Annotated in this window: 28 protein-coding genes; 3 read left to right on the plus strand and 25 right to left on the minus strand. The window is 32.5% G+C overall.

Translation table 11 applies throughout. The features are described from left to right. From mobF to EGT34_RS20640, 3 genes are all read right to left on the minus strand, one after another. A partial coding sequence (gene mobF, locus EGT34_RS20630; protein ID WP_125305494.1) for a MobF family relaxase occupies nt 1–1168 on the minus strand: 1168 nt, incomplete at its 3' end. An 11-nt stretch (nt 1169–1179) separates the two neighbouring features. Next, nucleotides 1180–3339, minus strand: a complete 2160-nt coding sequence (locus tag EGT34_RS20635; RefSeq protein ID WP_000644960.1) for a type IV secretion system DNA-binding domain-containing protein — start codon at nt 3337–3339, stop codon at nt 1180–1182. 4 nt (nt 3340–3343) lie between these two features. After that, nucleotides 3344–3814, minus strand: coding sequence for a hypothetical protein (locus tag EGT34_RS20640; RefSeq protein WP_000192272.1), 471 nt, complete (start codon nt 3812–3814; stop codon nt 3344–3346). A gap of 577 nt (nt 3815–4391) precedes the next feature. Here EGT34_RS20640 and EGT34_RS20645 point away from each other — a divergent pair. Further along, a complete protein-coding gene (locus EGT34_RS20645; protein WP_001066685.1) occupies nt 4392–4721 on the plus strand; it encodes a hypothetical protein in 330 nt (109 codons plus the stop codon). A 29-nt stretch (nt 4722–4750) separates the two neighbouring features. Here the strand turns inward: EGT34_RS20645 and EGT34_RS20650 are convergent, their stop codons facing one another. The 10 genes from EGT34_RS20650 to EGT34_RS20700 form a co-directional block, all read right to left on the minus strand. Further along, nucleotides 4751–4945 (minus strand): hypothetical protein, encoded by a 195-nt coding sequence (locus EGT34_RS20650; protein ID WP_000560244.1) that lies wholly within the window; start codon nt 4943–4945, stop codon nt 4751–4753. 15 nt (nt 4946–4960) lie between these two features. Next, nucleotides 4961–5293, minus strand: a complete 333-nt coding sequence (locus tag EGT34_RS20655) for a hypothetical protein (RefSeq protein WP_000597531.1) — start codon at nt 5291–5293, stop codon at nt 4961–4963. Nucleotides 5294–5437: 144 nt separating this feature from the next. Next, nucleotides 5438–5722 (minus strand): hypothetical protein, encoded by a 285-nt coding sequence (locus tag EGT34_RS20660; protein WP_000270931.1) that lies wholly within the window; start codon nt 5720–5722, stop codon nt 5438–5440. A gap of 144 nt (nt 5723–5866) precedes the next feature. After that, nucleotides 5867–6364, minus strand: coding sequence for a molecular chaperone DnaJ (locus EGT34_RS20665; RefSeq protein ID WP_000758689.1), 498 nt, complete (start codon nt 6362–6364; stop codon nt 5867–5869). Nucleotides 6365–6399: 35 nt separating this feature from the next. After that, nucleotides 6400–6714: a hypothetical protein gene (locus tag EGT34_RS20670; RefSeq protein WP_000708714.1), complete on the minus strand. Its 315-nt coding sequence runs from the start codon at nt 6712–6714 to the stop codon at nt 6400–6402. A gap of 1054 nt (nt 6715–7768) precedes the next feature. After that, a complete protein-coding gene (locus EGT34_RS20680; protein ID WP_001053127.1) occupies nt 7769–8527 on the minus strand; it encodes a hypothetical protein in 759 nt (252 codons plus the stop codon). Nucleotides 8528–8593: 66 nt separating this feature from the next. Beyond that, a complete protein-coding gene (locus EGT34_RS20685; protein WP_000654348.1) occupies nt 8594–8977 on the minus strand; it encodes a hypothetical protein in 384 nt (127 codons plus the stop codon). Nucleotides 8978–9115: 138 nt separating this feature from the next. Then, nucleotides 9116–9814 (minus strand): hypothetical protein, encoded by a 699-nt coding sequence (locus EGT34_RS20690; protein WP_000873188.1) that lies wholly within the window; start codon nt 9812–9814, stop codon nt 9116–9118. Nucleotides 9815–9880: 66 nt separating this feature from the next. After that, the gene (locus EGT34_RS20695) at nt 9881–10063 is read right to left on the minus strand and encodes a hypothetical protein (protein ID WP_000373385.1); all 183 of its coding nucleotides are present in this window, start codon (nt 10061–10063) and stop codon (nt 9881–9883) included. A 48-nt stretch (nt 10064–10111) separates the two neighbouring features. Then, nucleotides 10112–10678 (minus strand): hypothetical protein, encoded by a 567-nt coding sequence (locus tag EGT34_RS20700; protein WP_000710385.1) that lies wholly within the window; start codon nt 10676–10678, stop codon nt 10112–10114. Nucleotides 10679–10878: 200 nt separating this feature from the next. Between EGT34_RS20700 and EGT34_RS20705 the strand changes: the two genes are divergently transcribed. Then, nucleotides 10879–11238, plus strand: coding sequence for a type II toxin-antitoxin system RelE/ParE family toxin (locus EGT34_RS20705; protein WP_000312250.1), 360 nt, complete (start codon nt 10879–10881; stop codon nt 11236–11238). Next, nucleotides 11238–11537 carry a helix-turn-helix domain-containing protein gene (locus tag EGT34_RS20710; protein ID WP_001096429.1) on the plus strand — a complete coding sequence of 100 codons (300 nt, stop codon included), beginning with the start codon at nt 11238–11240 and terminating at the stop codon, nt 11535–11537. The genes EGT34_RS20705 and EGT34_RS20710 overlap by 1 nt, the downstream gene beginning before the upstream one ends. Nucleotides 11538–12074: 537 nt before the next feature. Here EGT34_RS20710 and EGT34_RS20720 read toward each other — a convergent pair. The 12 genes from EGT34_RS20720 to EGT34_RS20780 all read right to left on the minus strand — a co-directional run. Continuing rightward, nucleotides 12075–12611, minus strand: coding sequence for a hypothetical protein (locus EGT34_RS20720; RefSeq protein ID WP_000731978.1), 537 nt, complete (start codon nt 12609–12611; stop codon nt 12075–12077). 49 nt (nt 12612–12660) lie between these two features. After that, the gene (locus EGT34_RS20725) at nt 12661–13215 is read right to left on the minus strand and encodes a hypothetical protein (RefSeq protein ID WP_000790084.1); all 555 of its coding nucleotides are present in this window, start codon (nt 13213–13215) and stop codon (nt 12661–12663) included. 19 nt (nt 13216–13234) lie between these two features. Continuing rightward, on the minus strand, nt 13235–13453 hold the full coding sequence (locus EGT34_RS20730) for a hypothetical protein (RefSeq protein WP_001043201.1): 219 nt from the start codon (nt 13451–13453) through the stop codon (nt 13235–13237). A 39-nt stretch (nt 13454–13492) separates the two neighbouring features. Further along, complete coding sequence (locus EGT34_RS20735) at nt 13493–14122, minus strand: hypothetical protein (protein WP_000701003.1); 630 nt, start codon at nt 14120–14122, stop codon at nt 13493–13495. Between the two features lie 16 nt (nt 14123–14138). Next, complete coding sequence (locus EGT34_RS20740) at nt 14139–14318, minus strand: hypothetical protein (RefSeq protein ID WP_000387630.1); 180 nt, start codon at nt 14316–14318, stop codon at nt 14139–14141. Continuing rightward, entirely contained in the window at nt 14294–14866 is a 573-nt protein-coding gene (locus EGT34_RS20745) for a hypothetical protein (RefSeq protein WP_000443897.1), read from the minus strand. The genes EGT34_RS20740 and EGT34_RS20745 overlap by 25 nt, the downstream gene beginning before the upstream one ends. Nucleotides 14867–14870: 4 nt before the next feature. Next, entirely contained in the window at nt 14871–15128 is a 258-nt protein-coding gene (locus EGT34_RS20750) for a hypothetical protein (RefSeq protein WP_000834290.1), read from the minus strand. A gap of 212 nt (nt 15129–15340) precedes the next feature. Beyond that, complete coding sequence (locus tag EGT34_RS20755; protein WP_228713140.1) at nt 15341–16513, minus strand: hypothetical protein; 1173 nt, start codon at nt 16511–16513, stop codon at nt 15341–15343. Nucleotides 16514–16525: 12 nt separating this feature from the next. After that, nucleotides 16526–17629 carry a toxic anion resistance protein gene (locus tag EGT34_RS20760; RefSeq protein ID WP_000933769.1) on the minus strand — a complete coding sequence of 368 codons (1104 nt, stop codon included), beginning with the start codon at nt 17627–17629 and terminating at the stop codon, nt 16526–16528. A gap of 348 nt (nt 17630–17977) precedes the next feature. Then, nucleotides 17978–18211: a hypothetical protein gene (locus EGT34_RS20770; RefSeq protein WP_000241707.1), complete on the minus strand. Its 234-nt coding sequence runs from the start codon at nt 18209–18211 to the stop codon at nt 17978–17980. Between the two features lie 14 nt (nt 18212–18225). Continuing rightward, the gene (locus EGT34_RS20775; RefSeq protein WP_001024502.1) at nt 18226–19455 is read right to left on the minus strand and encodes a hypothetical protein; all 1230 of its coding nucleotides are present in this window, start codon (nt 19453–19455) and stop codon (nt 18226–18228) included. A 135-nt stretch (nt 19456–19590) separates the two neighbouring features. Then, the coding region (locus tag EGT34_RS20780; RefSeq protein ID WP_125305495.1) for a KorB domain-containing protein at nt 19591–20588 on the minus strand (998 nt) is incomplete at its 5' end.

Raw genomic sequence — 20588 nt, forward strand, 5'->3', positions numbered from 1 at the left:
TTTTGGATTTTCCTGACACTTGACTAGCTTTTTCATTTGATATGGCGCTATCGCTCGGATTTTGCGTTTCAGAGTTGTCAATTCGTTTATCTGGTGCTTCTTTATCAGCGTTATTAGATTTATCGCTAGAAACTTCCGTTTTCCCTTCAAATGATATATTCGGATCATTTTTTGAGGATCCGGTTTTCCATATGTCTTTTTGGTTTTTTTCTGAAGGTTGCGGATCCGCATTCATCTGATTCGTTTTAATTTTATCTTCTAGCTTATCTACAAAACTTTGTGTAATGCCAAGTTCACTTGCACGTTCCTTCCAAACTTGACGTAATTCAGCCTCATTAAATGCCTGTTTCCTTTCCCGTGTTTTTAAAGCTGCTTGTTCTCTCAAACTAGCAGGTGCATCTTCAATATCAATTCCTCTACTTTTTAAACTTTCAATAATCTGAGTTCTTCGCTGAGAAAACTCTTGTATCATTTCTGGAGTAAAGCCGGCAATTTCAAAATTGCCCTGATTATCTTTTACCTCTACATCAAGACCTATAGCTCTTAAATTTTGAGCGAGATTAGAATTATATATCGAACCTATGGTTGCCTGATTATCATAAATTACTTCGTTACTTAATGCCGTCCATGAATCTTTATCATTTAAAGTCATGTTCATAACAACTGCATGTGTATGAGTTTGCGGATCCAATGCTCTACTAGTATTGTGATTAAAAAGAGCAACAACTAAATTATCACTCTCTGATTTTTGAATTGTGCCATCAACACTGATTCTAGTTTGCGTGTAATGATCTTCAATAGCGGAAATAGTATCTTTAACAGCATCAAGATGTGCTTGTAGCACATCTTGATTTTCAAAAACCTCTGCCATTATCGAAACAGATTTTGGAGCACTAAACGTTAAATCTATACCAGCTCTATGATCAATATAACTTTGACCATTTTCATCTTTCCTAACTCGCCCCAACTGTTGATCTTCTACTCTACCTTCTAGCAAGTCTTTAAAAATATTTGCCTCAATTTGTTCACCATTAATACCTAATACTTGAGCACCACGACCATACCATTCAGTTTGATCCAATGATTGTTGCTCATTAGTATAATAATTATCTAATTGGTAGTAAGACAAAGCCTTTCCTGATTCAACTACATTGTTAACACTTAGCATTATCTACCTACCTAATCATTGTTATTGAACAAGTCTTTAAAACTAGATTCATTAGAATCATTACTTGAATTAGTGTCAGGAGTAACGTCATTATTTTTCTGAACACTTGATTCATCGGTTGCGGCAAGATAGCTGGCAAAAGTATGTAGTCTGTCATTATTAACAACTTTAGGCTTTTCATCTTCGTCCGGGATTATTTCGTCTGGTTGAATACCGTTTTTTTCATTAAGTGATAAATCACTATCTTCTGTTTGAGAATGAAATAAATCTAAAGGTGAATTTTCATAAATATTTTCAGAGGTTGTATTAGATTTCCCAAAGAAACTACTATTTCCAACAAGTGGCACAGTAGAATTCCCAAAGAAATTGCCTTCTTCATTTTGTTGTTCTACTAATGGCTCTTTTCCATCAGAATTCGATTGGGATTCTAAAGCTTCAGCAACCGCAAACGCAGAAATGAAACCCATATTTTCTCGTTCTATAAATGCTGGAACATTTTTTAAGTGAGGATGATATTTCTGAGTAATCTTCGTAACTGGATAATCACCAGGAACTCTTAAGTATCCTGTTAGATCTGGCAACTTCATAATTTCAGATGGTAAAACAATAAAGCGTTCTCTCCTTTGAGTAATAAAACTATCACCGTCTCTTGAATCATTAACCCCCATACTTCTAGACATATTTTTTTCAGCAACTTCCATCTGTCCAAGAATTTCAGACATTCTTTTCGCAGTTTCATTTTCATTAACTCGATAGAACACTTTCGTTTGTAAAGCTGAAATTATTGAACGAGCAATTTTTTCTCCGTACTTTTCTTCAAGTTGAGGAATATCTTGTAGTCCTAAAAAATGACATAAACCGAATTTACGAGTATTTGTAAGAGATAAAGGTAAATCATCCATTTTTGGTAGAGTTGGGAACTCATCACAATACATCCATAATAGTTCACGATGTATTGGTTCTAAGTTCATTACGGCTTTAATGAATATTGAAAACCACAACGTAATAAGTGGTTCAATAGTAGTTTTCTGTTCTTCTCTAAGCGAAAGGAAAATCCATGAGTCTTCTTCAGGCCGACTTACCCAATCACGTATAGAAAACTGTGTACCGGAATCTGGTAAATAGCGAAATGCTCTTAATTTATTTTGTACTGTTGTAAGAACAGCCAGTGCCGTCTTTTCAGCTTTTTTATCAACATGCTTTGAAGCAGCCGTTCCCTCAAGCACAGACGATATTTCTTCAATAGTAAAATGTGCAATCGTGTCATGGAGAGTCTTATTTGAGTGTATACCATTAGCATGTAATTCACGCATGACTTCAGCTAATACTGTTCTACCAGCTTCGCCAAAATAAGGATCTTTACCCTCAACTGGAACAAAAGCATTAGCAATACTATCGAAATGCTCATCATGACGAATTTCAAAAAATGGTGACCAATACGGCATACGTTCATCAAATGGATTTAGAATAATATCTATACCTGGTCGATAAAATTCTGAAGTGAATTCTCCTGAAGGATCATAAACGATAGCTTTTCTTTTATTGTTTCTAACCTGAGATAAATGATCTCTAAAAATTTGAGACTTACCAGAACCAGGAGCACCAAAAATACCAACATTCGTACCTTCTGTATTTTTTACCATAGGTATGTTAGAAATTTTATATGGACTGAATCCTTTCGTACTTTGGATTTTATAAATTAATGCGTCATTAGAAACTAGTTCTGAACCACGAATTTGTTCATCAGACATTACTTCCTTACCATAAGTAAACCAGTAATAAATAAGACCACCGACTAGAAATGAGCTTAAAAGAATACCTAAAATAAATGCTCGAAAAACATAAAACTTTAATTGGTTAAAATAGGGATTAATAATGTGCTGAGCTTGATCAAGAGTGTAATCACGTACAACACCATTTAGCTTCAGTGCTACTCTCGCATCTGGATTATTAAATACTGACTTTAACCAAATATCGTATTGCACACTTAAAGCAAGAAAATGAACATCCTTTAATTTAATGTATAGAAATGCACATACAATGCCAATCGTAATCATCAGGCCAAAAACTATGACATTCATCATGCTTGAAATAAACATTCGAAATTGATGAATCCATATTTCAGAACCTCTCGTAAATTCGATTGCTTTTGAGTTATTCTTTGCTTTCATTCAATTAAGCCTCTGATTGATTACGACGTTTAGCAACTGACTCTCTAGCTTCTTTTGATGCTTGTAAAAAGAGAGCTTCACCAGTGGTTTCGCGTTTATTAAAGTCTTTAACTAATGGCAGATTTTTATACTTAGCAGCTTCCAAGAAAGTTAAAGTAGCAATGAACTCTTCAGTTTGTTTATTCAAACCGTTTTCATAAATCAACTTAGCTAAACTAGAATTTGAGATATCAAATTTTTCATCAATAAAATGAGATTGGTTCGTAAAACTCTGATTGATAAGCTCGACCATATAATTGACTTTGTTGTCAAAGTCATCAATTAAGATTTGGACTTTAGATAATGTAAGGTTTTCAATTAAGATTTTTTCAAGTAACTGACTTGTAGAGATTCCTAATCTATTAGCCATATCATCATAGTATTTCTTAATTTCAGGGCTAACCTTACCTCCAATTGAAACTTTCTTTTGGGTCATGAGTTTGACACTCCTCAAGAGCTGTGGATAAACAAAAGATGAAAAAATTGTAGCACTTTGATGCAATTTTTTTAATTTTCATTTTAGTTCTTTTGGAAATATTTATTTTTTTATGTTCAAAATAGTTGTGTAACCATAGTTTTTACCTATATTTCAATAACATAAATCAAAATCTTTCTGATTTTATAAAATAAAATCGGTTACTCCATATATATTATTTAAAAACAAGTTCTTACATTGTTTTTATGAGTTTATTGGTTAACTTTAAATAAAATGAAAGTTAACACCTATTTCTTTTTATATATTAATAACATATAACAGTTTATAGATCATAAAAGTTAACCATATTTACCTAGTGTTTTATCCACTCAAAACCTTGCACCATAAAGGCTTGAGCTAAAAGCACCGTTAGGTGCGTGGTGTGTGAGAAAAAAATGAGCGGGGTGTCCCGCATCATTTAATCAATCTTAAGTTTTTTAAAAAAATTCTGTTGCTAGATTGGTGAAAATATTTAGTATGTATCTGTCGCCAAACAAAGAAGTTTTGTTTGCTAGTTAAAATTTGAGATGGTGTAAATATGAATAATGTTGCTCAAACAAATGACGAATCTGTTAAGGCTGAAAATGATGCAGCCAATACAAATTCAAATGAAACAAAAGCAAAAGATGAATCAGGTAATATTGAAGATTATTTATCGCCGAAAGGCAAAAAATTAGCTCAACGAAAAGAGCAAATGAAAAGAGAATTAGAATTACTTGATGAACAAATTGCTCAAGAAGTTGAACAAGCAAAATTAAAAGTAAAAGATGATTTGTTTAAACTTTTAGATAGAAATAAGCTTCTTGAAATATCTCCAAAAGTTTGGAAAAAACATATGGACGATATTAAAAAGATTTTATTAGGATAAAAAAAAGCTGGCTTAAAGCCAGCTTTTTTTTAACGTTGTGTCCAGCAATTATTCCTTAATGCATATTCTGCTTCCTCACTGGTCTTGAAGTATTCCGATACACGGCTAACAGGACCATAATTATCAGAATCATAATCAAAAGTTCCAATGTAAAAACCTGCTGCACTTTTTAAAACTTCAAGTTTTAGTTCTTCAGTTGAATCATTAATTCGATGAGCAATCATTGAATCCACTCCTAATCAAATTAAAGCATTTATTAAAGTTTCTGGTGCAGCTTTTTCAAATTCACGCTTTACCAAAAAGCTAAGTGGAATTGAAAAACCTAAAGATTTTCTTTGATGGATTTTATAACGTTTGACTGTTTTGCCTTCCTCATCACGGCATACTTCTATGTGATAAATAGTATAAATAATATTCTCTTTAGTAAGTGCTAGAGTTAAAATTTTAGAACCAGTAATAACGCTTTTTTTGTCTTTACCATCAATAAAGACTTTCTCTTTTTCCAATAAAGTTTCATTGCGAAATTCATTGATAAGATTTTTAATGTCGATCATATTATTTGATTTAATCATTTGTAAACTCCATAAGCTTTTCAGCTCAAAAAATAGAAATCAGCCTATCCGATTTCTTGATTAAATTATAACATTTTCCTTAATTTTTTCAATCACTTTGTTGCAAAAAAAAGCCGTTATTCACGGCTTTTTTTTGTTTCAAAATTAAATCCAAATTGCCTGTTTACAATCCCATTTTACGATTTTATAACTATCACTAATTTCATTCTTCTTATAGTCAAAAGCATTTTGATAAGCCATGTGAATAGCATTGCATACTTCTGGATCACTTAGTTCATCTATTTCAAATTCATCTTGCTTAACTCCTTCAGCTTGACGACCAAAATTGTGAGCTATCCAAAACAATTTATCAGCCAATTTATATTCTAATTTAATTTTACAAATCGAAGCATCAATGACATTCATATTTGAATCAACAATTGCATACATCTTAAAACTCCATAAGCTTTTCAGCTCAAAAAATAGAAATCAGCCTATCCGATTTCACAAATAAATTATATCATTTATGTTGTTGAAATTATACATTTTAAGTAAAAAAAGCCGATTTTGTCGGCTTTTTTTTGTAGAAAATAATTAAGCAATTTTTTTAATTTTACTTCTAGTTTTTACCTTTTCATTTCCGTATTTTGCTCTAAGCTCGTCCATATCTTTGTTTCCTCGTCCTCTGCATTCTGTACCTACATATATCCAAAGTTTTCTAGCATGTGCCCATTTTAAACCAGCCTCTTTTAATGCTTCCTTATGCGTTTTTGTATTGCCTGAAACATATAACCATAGTCCTATTCTCTCAATCTCTAACCCTTCCAAGATTTCTATCTTTTCTAAAACTTCTCTCAATCGAATTTCTGCATCAATTTCTTCATCTCGGTTTTTAAAAGTAGATTTCTCTGAATAGTTACTGTCTGCCTTTTTATTAATTAGAACTTTTAAAAGCTGCTCATATTCTGAATTTATGGCTTGCATATCTTCAGTCGAGCCGCCCATGTCTGGATGATGTTTAAAGCAAAGTTTACGGTATTCTTTCTTTAAATCATCAAGGTTGTTTACATCAGAACTAAACCATTTTTTCATTTTGATCTCCATAAGCTTTTCAGCTCAAATTTTTATTATTCACAATTCAAGATAGTGTAATGATTTTCACAGATTAGACGAAAATTATTAGTAGCAATTTGAGCGGCATCCTCTATAGAATTAGATGTAAAATCTAAAATTCCATCTATCCGATAATTTGAAACTGGACCATATTTACAATCAATAAATACAATTGAGTCATCAATTTGAGTAATGAAATAAATAGTGTCATTGGCTACTAAATGTTTTGGATTTTGTGGTGATTCTGAGAAAAATATCCCATGTTCTTTTCCACATGCAGAAATTAAATTTCTGAAGTAATTAAGGGCAATTTTTGTATAAATTTTCATAGTACACCTTAAGCTTTTCAGCTCATATATAGAAATCAGCCTATCCGATTTCACCCCTTAATTATACTACATTTTCATGTCTTTTTATTAAGAAAAAACATATATTTAGTGTAATTTTTCGTGTTATAAAAGACATTTGCAGAGCAACGTGTCCACGTTGCGAACTGATGAAATTTGCGAGCATCCCCCTCCTTGATTACCGTTTCAAACTTCGAGCGAGTCAGTCAAAATCTGTGATTTTGACTAGACGACCGAAGAAGTGAAACTTCTCCCATTGGACCTTATCCGGTAATAACAAAGCAATCCCGCAGGGTTGCGACAAATAGCCCTCTAAATCGCTCTAATTGCCCCTAGATTCAATTTTAAAGATAAACAGCATCCGATCATGCTGCGTTAGGGATGTTGCCCGTAAGGGGCGAAATACAAGCGTAAAAAAAGAGGATTTGAATCGAGTATTAAAATCAGGTTCAGGCTTTGCATGAAACTTGATTTTAAACTCGATGGATCCTCTTTTTCGCTTGGAGTTCGAGCGAAGCCAACTAGCCCGGCCCGTAGGGAACGCCCATAAAAAGATTAAAAAAAAATCAAGTAAGATTATTTTTTACTTTATAAAGCTCAAAAATTTCTTTCGTATGAAGCTGCTCATAATCAAAAAATAGAACTTTATTTTCTCTCGCTTTTCGTACTTCATCAACTTTACGTCTAAACACCATATTTTTATTGCATAGAATGCTTTATGTATTTTAGCTTTAGCAGTTAGGTTCATGTGAAAATGATTTATTTAATCGTTCATTGCTTTTTAAACCTACTGAACCTTAATTTTCACCTACTAGATATCGCCTACAATATTCATTTTGATGCACATTAGAATAGTGACTACAACCAATAAAATTAATAAGATATACAACCACTTGCCTAAAAATATTTTCAACATATTTAATTTATCAATTGAATTTTTCATCTTTAAATCCTCATGGTTGCGGATCCGCATCACTTGAATATTTACCTCTATCTAGAGATTAAATGCGGGCCTCCGTTGGGAAGCCCCTTATGTTTAAAAATTGGCTATTAAAGTTAAGTCTGTGTATGGATAGAACTTTAAGAAACATTCAAAAGCCATCTTACTTTCTTCTGCTCCACCGTTATTGTACGTGTTAGAAAACTTCTCTATCTTGTAGTCTTTTCCACTCTGCTGAAGGATATAGAAGTTAATTTCTGCTTCGTTAAATGTTTGATAAAAAGTATCTTCATCCATATCTAACGGAAATACATACCCTTCAGTTTGAAGATCAAATTCTAGTTTATTACCTATAATAAACTTGTCTGCCTGACGCTTATTTCGACGTAAAATATCGATAATGTAGTCAGCCCAAAACTGTAGAATCTCTTCTTGATGTTCATCAAAATATACCTTTCCATTATGTCTTACTTGGTATATTGCATGGAGATTTGCACTAATGATTACATCGAATGTATTTATCACATATCCCGCTTCTGGATCTTCATAATATTTTTCTTTTAGATCAAAATTAACTGGAAAGAAAAAACCATTTGCAGTCATCCATTTTGTATTCATGCAACATTCTACAAAGGTTTGATATACACAGTATTCGTAAACTTCCTCAAAAACGTCTTGCGCTAAAATTTGCAAAAGTCTGTTTTCATTACTGCCAAAATTGAGTTTTCTAATTTTGTCCAAAAATTCAGATTTATATTCATCTAAATTTGTCAACTCATCCAGCCCGTCATACTGAGCTACATTAAGATTCCTGATAAAAAATTCATTTTCGCTAATTAAGTCTTGTAAGTTCATTTATGCCACCTTAAGCTCTTCAGCTCATGTTAAAAAGTTTCAAAAAGGGTTTTGTTTTTGATTTATTCAAGCCTCTAAATAGCTGACTTCCTTTGCTTCCAATAGTTCTTGATAGACAAATAAAATCAGATCCCATCGTTTCTTGCCATATGAACAATTGCCATACATGTTTTTGTTATTCTCATAATAGTCAAGGTATATCTCTGAGGGATCCTCGCCTTCAATTCTAACTGTATAACCTCGATCATTATTTTTCTCAGGCCATTTATCCATAATTTCTAGAAAAGATAAGTATTCTTTGAATGGAACATTTCGTTCAACCAAAACACAAACACCTTCATTAAGATCGGTAATTGAGTAGCTGCCCTGACTAACTGTAATCCCACACTGGATGAGTTTTTTATGGTTTAAGAGGAACTGGAATAAATCTTTTAGATTATTGTCTTTCATATTAATCACCATAAGCTTTTCAGCTCAAATTTTGAAGTTAGCCTATCCAACTTCCTTTAATTATTATACATCAAAAACATATTTTTGTATTAATATAAATTTAATTTTTAAAAAAAACGGGCATTATTGCCCGTTTGTTTAGAAAGATGCCAGCAGCTCAATATCTGGTAAAAGAGGTTTAATAGCACTTTTAAAATCAAGTGCATCATATACCCCTGAGACACTGTGAAAAGTACCTACTGGAATAATCTCATTCTCATTTTCTTTCGCATACAGCAAACTTATCAAAATTTCTGAATCTAGAAATTGTTCATTAAAAATTTCATCATCTGAAATTCTTTCTACGAAAATGTATCCTTCCTGATGTAACTCAAATTCATACTTATTTCCTAGTTCTAATTTAAAAATTTTATCATCTGAGCAATGTACCGATTCTATTTTTTCAACGTACTTAATTAGAAACTCAACAAACCTTGTTTCGATTATTGCAGTATCAGTTTTGATCAATGTTTTTAATGCTGTGATATTACAAAACAGTACTACTTCTAAAATAGAAATATTTGTTTTGTTATAATCTTCAACCATAGAAGGGACGTAAAAACCATTGCCAATCATCCAGCTAGATGTAGAAACATCAATGTTCATCATCTCCAAAGTATTTGACACAGCAGATTGATAAACATTCAAAAATGCACGTTCTGCACTTGTAAGTTTCGCGCTTTCTAACTCAGAACCTTTTATTCTATCTAGAAAATCAACAAGCTCATCTTTTCCATCAGCAATTGCTAGAAGCTCTTTACGGGTATAAAAATATAAATTTGCTATAAAGTATTTCATTAACTCACCTTAAGCTTATCAGCTCAATATTAATAGAATCAGCCTATCCGATTCATTCATATTTGATTATTTTTCACTAATTACGATATTACTAATATCATAATTGTTTAAAAGTTCATTTAGAAGTTTTACATCTATATCACTACTGCCTAGTAAAACGTTCAAAAAAATTTCTATCCGATCATCTGGTGTTAGTTGTTCAAGTTTTTCATCATTCCTGAAAAAATCCATGAAGTGTTCGCGGTCCATATTTACCTCCGAAGCCGTTGCGGATCCGCAACGGCTAAAATATATGTCTTAAGCGTAACTAGTGAATTTTTGACGCTCATAAACTTTTGTTCCAGTTTCATCTATGACCGTAAATTTTAATAATCTAGCAATTTCACGATTTCCAATCTGAACATATTCAGACTCTATTTTCTTTCTAAATGCTGGCCCTATAAATTCATTCGGTTTTGGAGTAACCCATCCTCTCATGTCTTCTTCAAAACGATATTTTTCAATCTCCCGAAGTGTTACAGTCTTTGCAGTAGATGAAATTACTTGATAAAAACTTACGTTTGTTTGTTCTGATCCCCAGCTAGAAACAAGAATTGAACCTGGAATAAGTTTTTCTTTGAATGCGTTAGTTTTCTCTTTTTCTATAAGCTCTTTATTAAATATTTCTTTTACCAGATTCAGCCCATCAGACCAGCAATTAAAGTATTCCCATTTTAGCTTTTTTGAGTTTTTTTCAAAAATTCGTGCCGATAAATGAGAGGGTGATAAATAAATTGTTTTGCCTGTAAGTTTGGACTTGAAAATTAGTGAGTCTGAACAAACTAGATGGCCTAGATTGTTAGTTATAAGAGTTGCTTTTTTCATAATATTCACCTTAAGCATTTCTGCTCATTTGAAACCAGCCTATCCGATTTCACCTTTTAATTATAACACATTCTCGACCACTTACAAATTTATTAACGCAATATAAACAAACACTTAAACATAAATATAACCTAAAGGTTATGCTTGCAAATATAACCTAAAGGTTATAAAATAAAGTATCAACTTTATGATGATTTGTAATGGCTTGGGATGTAGAAACAACAGAACTTTTTGATTCTTGGTTGGCAGAACAAGATGAAAATGCTCAAGATAAAATCTTAGCGTCTTTGCTTGTTTTGTCAGAACTGGGGCCAAATCTAGGCCGGCCTCATGTTGATACTATTAAAGAATCAAAATATCCGAACATGAAAGAGATACGTGTGCAAGTTAAAGGTCATCCGATCCGTGGTTTCTTTGCATTTGATCCAGAACGTAAAGCCATTGTTTTGTGTGCTGGAGATAAGAAAGGGCTAAATGAAAAAGCCTTTTATAAAGAAATGATCAAGATTGCAGATGAACAATATGAGCAATATTTACGTGATAATTACGGAGATAAATAATGGCTAAATTAAACGATATAATTTCAAAACGCTCACCTGAAAGCCAACAACGCATCAAGAAAATGGCAAATCAAATGCTATTGGATATTAACCTATCGAACCTACGGGAAGAGTTAAAAATATCTCAAGCTGAAATTGCAAAAAATCTAGGTGTAAGCCAAGCTGCTATTTCAAAACGTGAAAAATTAGGTAAAGATCTTAAGATTTCATCATTAAAAGAATATGTTGAAGCTATGGGTGGCAAAGTAAGGTTAGATGTTGAGTTACCTAACGGAAAGCATGTTGCTATATCTATTTAAGATAGACCTAAGAGGTTGTGTTAACACAACCTCTTTTTGTTTTGCACGTTTATCATAGAGCAACGTGTCCACGTTGCGAACTGATGAAATTTGCGAGCATCCCCCTCCTTGATTACCGTTTCAAACTTCGAGCGAGTCAGTCAAAATCTGTGATTTTGACTAGACGACCGAAGAAGTGAAACTTCTCCCATTGGACCTTATCCGGTAATAACAAAGCAATCCCGCAGGGTTGCGACAAATAGCCCTCTAAATCGCTCTAATTGCCCCTAGATTCAATTTTAAAGATAAACAGCATCCGATCATGCTGCGTTAGGGATGTTGCCCGTAAGGGGCGAAATACAAGCGTAAAAAAAAGAGGATTTGAATCGAGTATTAAAATCAGGTTCAGGCTTTGCATGAAACTTGATTTTAAACTCGATGGATCCTCTTTTTCGCTTGGAGTTCGAGCGAAGCCAACTAGCCCGGCCCGTAGGGAACGCCAAAATATTTCCAACAGATATTAAATTATTGTGGAGACACCTAGCTAATTACCACACACTAAAGATCATGAATTTGTTTCTGATACCAAATTTTGTTTTCGGCTAGAGCTTGATTGAGACGTTTATTTTTAACTAAATCAAGTATTTCCTTTTGCTCATGATAGGTTATAAGATTGTCTATCTTTGCTTTATTAATTATTTCTCTTACGTCAGGTTCATTCTTGTATTTTTCATAATAAGGATTCGAAATTAGATCTTCCATTGCATCGTTTGAGACAGGTTTTTTTGCTAAATAATTATCTATACATTTTTTTAATGGTTTTGTATCTACACTTGATTTCAAGACATACCTTGTTTCCTTATTTAATTCAATTTTAACAAGCGAAAGTTGACTGATATTAATTACATCCATGCAATTATCGTAAATTTCTGAACTTAATAGATCAATTTCTAGCGACTCAATCGGATAATTGCTTGCTACATAATCTTTTATTTCTTTTTCTACAACCAATTTTTTTAAGGTATTAAGACTATCTTTTGTCATACAACCAGATAATATCGAAGCAATGGCGATCATTACAGCTAGTTTTTTCATCAAATTCTCCTAAAGCTCTTCAGCTCTTTAATGCTCTGATAAGCTACTTTTAAAGACTTTGAAAGTCATGTTGGTATGCAGCTTTACCCAAATCAATTTCATGGTCGTAATGTTTCTTCAACACTAGTCCAAGTATTGTCTGGTATTCATAATAGCTGATTAAATGATCAGCTTTAGCGTTATCAATTAACGAACGTACTTCAGGATCATTTTTGAATTGCTCAACTCTTGTATCATCTTTCAGATTTTTCATTGACTCTTCTGAAATTGGGGTTTTTACCAAATAATCGTCAACACATGATTTGAGATCATTAATATTCACATCTTTATCTAAAACATATTCAGACTCGATACTTCTGATAGATAATTTAACCCTCTGTTTCTTGATCATCCTTTTATTAATATTCAAATATTTACTACAAGTACTATATATCGATGGAGTTACATTTTTTATGTCGCTTATTACAATCATCGAATATTGATCTTGAAGGTAAGTATTGATAGTTTTTTCTACAATTTCTTCTTTTGCAAAAGCAAAATCTTCGTCACTCATGCACCCGGATAAAGCTAATACCAGGGCAAATATTAGAGGTATATTTTTCATCAGTATCACCTTAAGCTCTTCAGCTCACTAAAATTTGTATTTCTTTAACCCTTTTAAAAGGAACAAGGCATTTACTAAATGCATTCAGAAAGTGCATCACTAATGGCCAAACATGTTTTTTTAAAAAAACTAAATCCGTATAAGCCTTCTTTACAATACTGAAGTATTCTTTAGCAGATAAAGTTCCAACAATTTCATTATTGAAGTCAACAGCATAGCTAAATTTAGATTTATTCATAACCTCTCCATAAGCCCTTCGGCTCGTTAAATAATTCAATTATTTATTATCAACCTTTTCACAGTATGCTTTGATCTTTGCAAAGTCTTTATTTGATAGGTTTTCAATGTCATTAGACTTATGACCATTCTCTTTTAACCAGGTTTTGCAATCGACAACGATTTCTTTTGTTTCAACTGAAGAGTTTGATGCATGACTATTTGAAGAGCCGGACACGATCCAAGCTAACAACATCCAAGTCATCCAATCATTTGAAGATTTATGCTTTTGATGTTGTTCATGTTTAAATCTATCATAGCTGCTTAGGCTATTATTTTGCACCGGATACGGTTTTTGAACAGGTTGTTTTACTTCAGTACTTTTCACTACCGGTTTAACTGTTTTGGTTGTCGGATTAGATTTGGAGGTGGTATTAGCCACTGGTTTATATGTGGTGGTTGCTGAAGGTTTAGAAGGTGTGTAGCTTGGTTTACTTATGCTACTACTTGGTCGAGAAGTATAGGAGCTCGGAGAGCTTGAAGAATATGATTTACTACTCGATGATGATGAATACGAGCTTCTGCTTGATGAAGAGCTGTAACTAGATCTAGAAGCAGCATAGCTGGTAGAAACTAATGTTGAAACACTTAAACCAACTACAACAGCTTTAATAAAATAATTAATTTTCATAGGTAATCCTCTTAACTTAATACCCAGTGCATAACATTGAATGATCTATTGGGTTTTCAACTTTTGGATCTAAAATTTGATCGCAAAGTGAACAATGGTACTTCTCTGCCTTAATGAGAATTTTTTTGACATTCCCCCCTAAGCCTAAAGACAATATGTCTTCTTGCTCTTTTACTTCTGGTTGTTTTGCTTCCATTGAAAACCTTCTTGATCTCTAGTTGAAATACCTAATTCATAAAGTAAAAAACTCAGTTTATTCTTGGTGGACCGTAAGTCCTCTATACCCTCTAAAGAAATGTCATCAGTATTTTTTTTGTCGGTAGTAAAGCTCCCTTCTTTTAAAATTTTAGAAATTTGATCATTCAAAATGCTACGTATAATTAATACATCATGAACGATTACCTCATTATGGTTTTTGAGTTTTACCTTAATATCCTCCACATACTCTGAGTGATTAGACAATATTTTTATAAGAGCAAGCACTGCTTCATCACTTAACTTTCTTGACATATCCTGAATTTTATTAACCTTCGTCATAAATAAAGCTCCAGTTAATCCAGCCGAAAGAAATGATCCCAACCTTAAAATATCTTTGTATTCACCTAGAAAAAAATTCTGATTTAATGCGAATATTAAAAATATTATTGAGAATATAATTGCTATACGATAAGACTTAAATAACTCTTGAAACTTTATTTTTGAATAAACTTTGGATGTTGGAGAGTTCGATAATATAGATTCCATACTTTTACCTATTTGATGAACTTATATTTTTATCTGTTGGGCACACCCAACCTTTTATTTCAGTTGATGTACCGTCTTTCGGAGAAGTTATATAACCTACTGTTTTATATAAGCATGGCTCACCTTGAGCACTAACTTTAGGCCATAAAGCTGCGTGGATATGATCAAAATGTTTAATGAAAACAAATATAAAGAAGAGAAAAATAGCTATTATAAAAATAGTAGCTATTTTATTTTCAAAGCAATGTAGTTCACTTTTCATGAGAACACCTTAAGCTTTTCAGCTCATCAATCTATTAATACTTTCAGTACCAATAATACAATATATCGGATTATATTTTAATCATTTTATTTAAAAATTAATCCTTAATTATGCTTATAATATGGCTCAATCATTTTTCTAATTTTATTTCTCAGTTCATATTGCCTTAATTCAGATAAACCGTTAAGTATGCCAAAAGGGATTAAAATAAATTAAAACCAATAAACTACGGCTTTATAATAAAAGTTCCAAAAGCCACTAAAATTATCATTCTTTTTGGTGATTCCTAAAGCATACTCATACGAATACTTAATATCAGGATTAATAGAAAAAGTAATATCATCCTTTTTTAAATCTGCTAACTGCAAAAGTATGGTATACCCTTTTTGAATAGCCTCCCTATTCTGTGGTGTCAAAGTTCGTGAACCGTTCAAATATTCTACTAAAACGTCCTGTGATTTATTATATATTTGAACCGTACTTTCATAATTTTTTAGAAAGAATTCTTTGTTATGTTTTCCTATTGTTGAAGAAGGATTTGAACCATTCACCATGTTATAAACATCAAGTGCTGCAAAATGAACTGGTTCTTTAATTTCGCTTTTATTATCACCTAACGTTAGTAATCCCGCTACAAGAAGAACAAGTACAAAAATTATGACGCAAACATAATTTACTAAAGATAAGTCTCTGATATTGAATTTGTCATATTTTTCAGGGTCTTTAGAAATTTCTATCAGGGCCTTATTATCACTCTGTAAAGCTTTAATAGAATAATTGGTGTTCCACATATCCCCGTGTGTCTTCGCTATATCAAAGTTACCCAATTTATCTTTAGCAAGATTAATAGCCATATCAAAAGACTTAAGGCTTAAGTCACTGTTCACAATTTGCAGGCTATTTAAATCATTAAGCTTAGATAGCTTTTTATACTCATCTTCATTATCAGAAGTCAGTTCACTTAATTTCTTTTGTAAGACCTCTCTAAGTCTTTGACGTAATTCAAAGTTCCTTTGATACTTTTGTTTTTCAGCAATACAACCTTCGATAAGTTCTTTAAGTTTTCGCTCTGTATTTTCATACTGCTTAAGAATTAAAGGTAGTACATATTTAGCTTTCTGTATTGCTTGTATATGTTTATAAACTAGTTCTTTATCGTAGACGTATAGAATAGATCTCTTACTTTTTTCAAATTGTTGAAATGTGAATGATGACATTACGTTAAAGTAATCTTCATGGATTACACCCATTTTATATCCGCAATCTTGTAAGGTCGTAAGGGATTGCGGATGACCTGGTAAATCCTGAATTTCACTTAATAATGAGTCTAGTTCGTTTTCATTAATGAAATTTGTTTTTAATGCAGATAAGTACTTAGTGTTCATAACATTTCCCCGTTAATCTGCACTGATTTTTAATTGTTGCGGATCCGCAACGACCAGGCTTTTGAGCTGATCATTTAATTGTTGTGCCTGTAATTGTGTTTCTTTTCGCTTCTGAGCTGAAGTTTTGTTGATTGCCATAACTTCTTCAAAAGCAGTTAATGTATCAAGCTGCACCTTCTGAAGTGTCTCAATATCTATAACTTGGCGATTGCTTTGTTTTGCAATATGAATTGAAGTTTCTTTAAAATCTTTCGCGCTTTCTAGAAGTGTTTCGTTTGTGAAATTATCAATTTCCTCACCTAATTGTGAGTATTTCTTTTGATCTAAAATATTCAAGGCCAACATTAATTGTCTTTGCCAGGCTGGAATAGTTAAGCCAGATATAGTTTGGAACTTTTCAATTAACGCAATATTATTGTTCTGCAAAAAAGTAATCTGAGGCAACGTTTGTAAGGCACTTAATCTCAACAATTCTAGATCCGTAATACGCTTATCTAAACGCTCTAAGATTTGTGAATATGCATTTGCTCTTTGCTTTGCTAGATCTGTACCTTCACTGTTAAGTGACTCAATCAAGCCAATAAGCTCATTTTTTTTATATCGACCAGCTATGACAGCAAAACCTAGTTGAGTATAAACAGAAATTGTATGCTCAAATAATTTCGTCAAGCTATCATTATTTAATTGCAACCCTTTCTGAGCTTCTGCTACTTGCAATAAATTATCATTTAATTGTGATTCTACTGTCTTAAATTTAGTAATAAGCCTGTCTTTTGAATTACCAATTTTTGCTAACAGCCCCCCTATCAACGGTATATTTGATTTATCACTACCAATGGAAAAGTCTGTTCTTTTTAATTTTACAGTAATATCCGTCATTAATTCTCCCATAACTCCCAACTGATCATTAGTAACTAATGACAGCATTTGGTTAGAAAGATCAGCTAACGAATCACGGTTATTAGCCCCCAACTCAAGTACCTTTTGTGGGTTCTTAATTAGATCTAAGTTTTCAACTATTGCTAAAACTTCATCTTTTCTATCAATATCAAGATCAAGTTTTTCCATTTCATTTTCAATTGAAAATACTTGTGTTGTTAATTCATTATTTAACATTTTAAAACTCCTTAAGTCTTGCGACTCATAATTAATTTAATTAATTCAATATCTGTTTAAATAAGGTCCAACTTGTAAAACCGACCATAGAAATGGTAGATATTAAAAGCAGCAAAGTAAGTTTTCTATCATCATCCTCTTTTATATCCAAAGACATACCGAAAAGTCCGAAACTAAGTACAATTAGAATAATATTTCTAATTATTACAAGGTCCCATATATATTTAAGAAATAGGATTAAAGTCATCAATCCTAAGAGAAATGTTAAAAATCCGATGAACCAACGTAGGACTATTACAAGTTCTTTCATAAACACCTCAAGCTTTTCAGCTCTCCTTACAGCATATTTTACTTAACTGGATATACGGGTAATTGTCCTTTATCACAGCTATATGATCTTCGCTCTTTTACCTCTGAACCAAACTTAACGCTAAGAATTTCGTTACCAGCATCATGTTTTAAACGCTTAAGTACTTCTTTTTTACACTCTTGTTCTGATTGGAACGGTATCGTATAAACAGCATGTTTATTCGGAGAGTAAATATTAATAACCAAGAACCAGGCACTAACCCATTTAACCATTTTTTAATCACTACTTATAAAGATGACCAATAAACCAACTGCCCAGGTACTTCTTTCTTTTTCCAAAATAAGTTGTCCGGCAAGTACTCTTCACTTAAATAACAAACTGCGTAAAGTATTTCTGCATAGCAGTGAAGTTTTGTTTCACTTCTTGAATAAGTTGAGAATGTAGGTGCATTTAATAGTGCATAACCGTTTGAAGTAACGGTATATTTATGTCTACTATCAACTATGTTTGTTCCATACAATTGCATTGCATAATCTAAAGTATCTGGTTGAAATACAGGAAAACCGGATACATAACGGTTTCTTAAATCGTCATCTACTGTTTTTGGATCCGCCTCATATAACCAATAGGTATTTTCTGGTACAAAATCACAAATTGATTTCTGATAAACAAGTCCAGTTGCAATGCGTATATCTTCATTAAGTATATAATCTCGTACTTGATTGGCAGCACTTGGACTCTCACAGCTAATAATTAAATGTAGAGCTAATTTTCCATTGCTCTGATCAACTTGGCCGACACCTACGTTTGTACGTGTTCTTGGATATTTAATTACTTTCTCACGCACTGAGACATTTTGATTTTTTTCAGTACCAGAAATTCCAATCGCAAAATCAACTTTTTGGCCTGTCTTTAATTCAACATAATTAAAGAAGCTCGCAATAGATGTGACACTTGGTAAACCTGTTGCTATTAAATTACTGCTTAAATTAGCATCATCAATAAAAACAGTTAAACAAAACTCATCATCAGGTAGTTTTGATTTACTAAATTCAATAGGTCTTAAAGTAATTTCAGGTGTATTAAAGCTATTAATTTTTCCCTGTGAAATCTCAATTAACTCATTGTAATCAGAAAAGGATCTTTCTCGATCTTCAACTGTTACTTCTAAAAGTGCATTCCCATAGTCTTTATTTCGCTTATTAAGCTCATAGTAAATCCCAATTGCTGGCATCGGTGTGATTGCAACCGGCCCTAAGTCTTTAAGTGGAATTGAAACCTGCTTAACTTTAGAATCAACTAGATCAGGAATACCTTTAAACGTTGCACAATTTAATTCCTTAAAACCATTTTTACGCAAGTGTACAGTTTTAGAGCTTATATAGTTTAACGGTATATCAAATTGGATTTCTGCATAGATTGGACTATGCATAGACTTCTTATGGAACAAAGCTGGTGAGTGTGTAGCCTGTTTTGCTGTAGCAAGGAATTCTTCAGTATTAAAATTAATATTCATTTTAATCCTCGCTTTTAAATGTAATTAAACACATGTTGCAAGCTAACGATTTCATAGTTTCTCCTTAAGCTCTTCAGCTCTATAGCTTTTTGAATTATTAAATAAACAAGGAGGTCGCCCCCCTTGTTAGTTGTTTTAAATAAGGTCTTGTTGATTTAAAATAACTTGCATACGAGAGTCTTCAACATTAGAAGATGGAACAAATACATGTAATTGCGCCATAGAATCTAAAATAGTCGCCAACTCATTAACTAGTACTGGATATTGAATTAAGCTTTTCCACGAAAACAAATTAGCTGTATTTTCATCATTAAAGCTTCTTAAAAAGCCACAAGCTACTGATACTAAGTCTTCATCTTCGCTTTCTGTTAAATCTAAAATACTGACGTAACTTTCCAAAATACCATTAAAATAAGCTGTCTCAAGCTCTGAAAATGCCTTTTCATTTGCTTGTTTTACAATCTCTTTTGTTTGCTTTTGAGTAGTAGTCGTAAAAGATTTTTCATCTTTCACTGCTTCAGTATTTTCAACCGATTCTTGAACTTTTGCAGGTTGCTGTAAAGTCTCTTTAGTTTCGGTAATGAGCTCTTGAGTATTGTCCACTTTACTATCTTCATTTTTTTCACCAGCCTTTGGCGAATTCTGAAGTTCTAAAGATGACTGTGTTACGTCTGAAGTGCTTGAGGTAATAATTTCACCCTTCAGCTCTTTAGACCATACACGGGCTAATTTTGATGAAATAGCACCTTCATGATCTGCTACTAACGCTTTAACTTCTTCTGGATACTCAGCTAATAAGTTTTTAATGATCGTGCCAGTTTCAGCATCATTTACCATTTTATTAGCCATAAGGCTTTTTAGATAATCATCTGATTCAAGCAATTGTAATCTTCGAGAAACCCATGTCTTTGACTTATTAATTTCATTAGCTAAATCGTCATAACTATACTTTGGATTCTCTGCCACGCCTTCTTCTAGCATCAATTTTAAATTCGTAGCAACTTCAAGCAAACTCATGTCTTTTCTAAATAAGTTTTCTGACATTTTTACTCGGCGTGAACCAAGTTTGTTATCAATCGTTGCTTCGATAGTATCCAAGTTCAAATGTTTATGAGCTAAATAACGATAATGCC

It is taken from the genome of Acinetobacter sp. FDAARGOS_558 (assembly GCF_003937785.1).
Classification (GTDB): Bacteria; Pseudomonadota; Gammaproteobacteria; order Pseudomonadales; family Moraxellaceae; genus Acinetobacter; species Acinetobacter baumannii.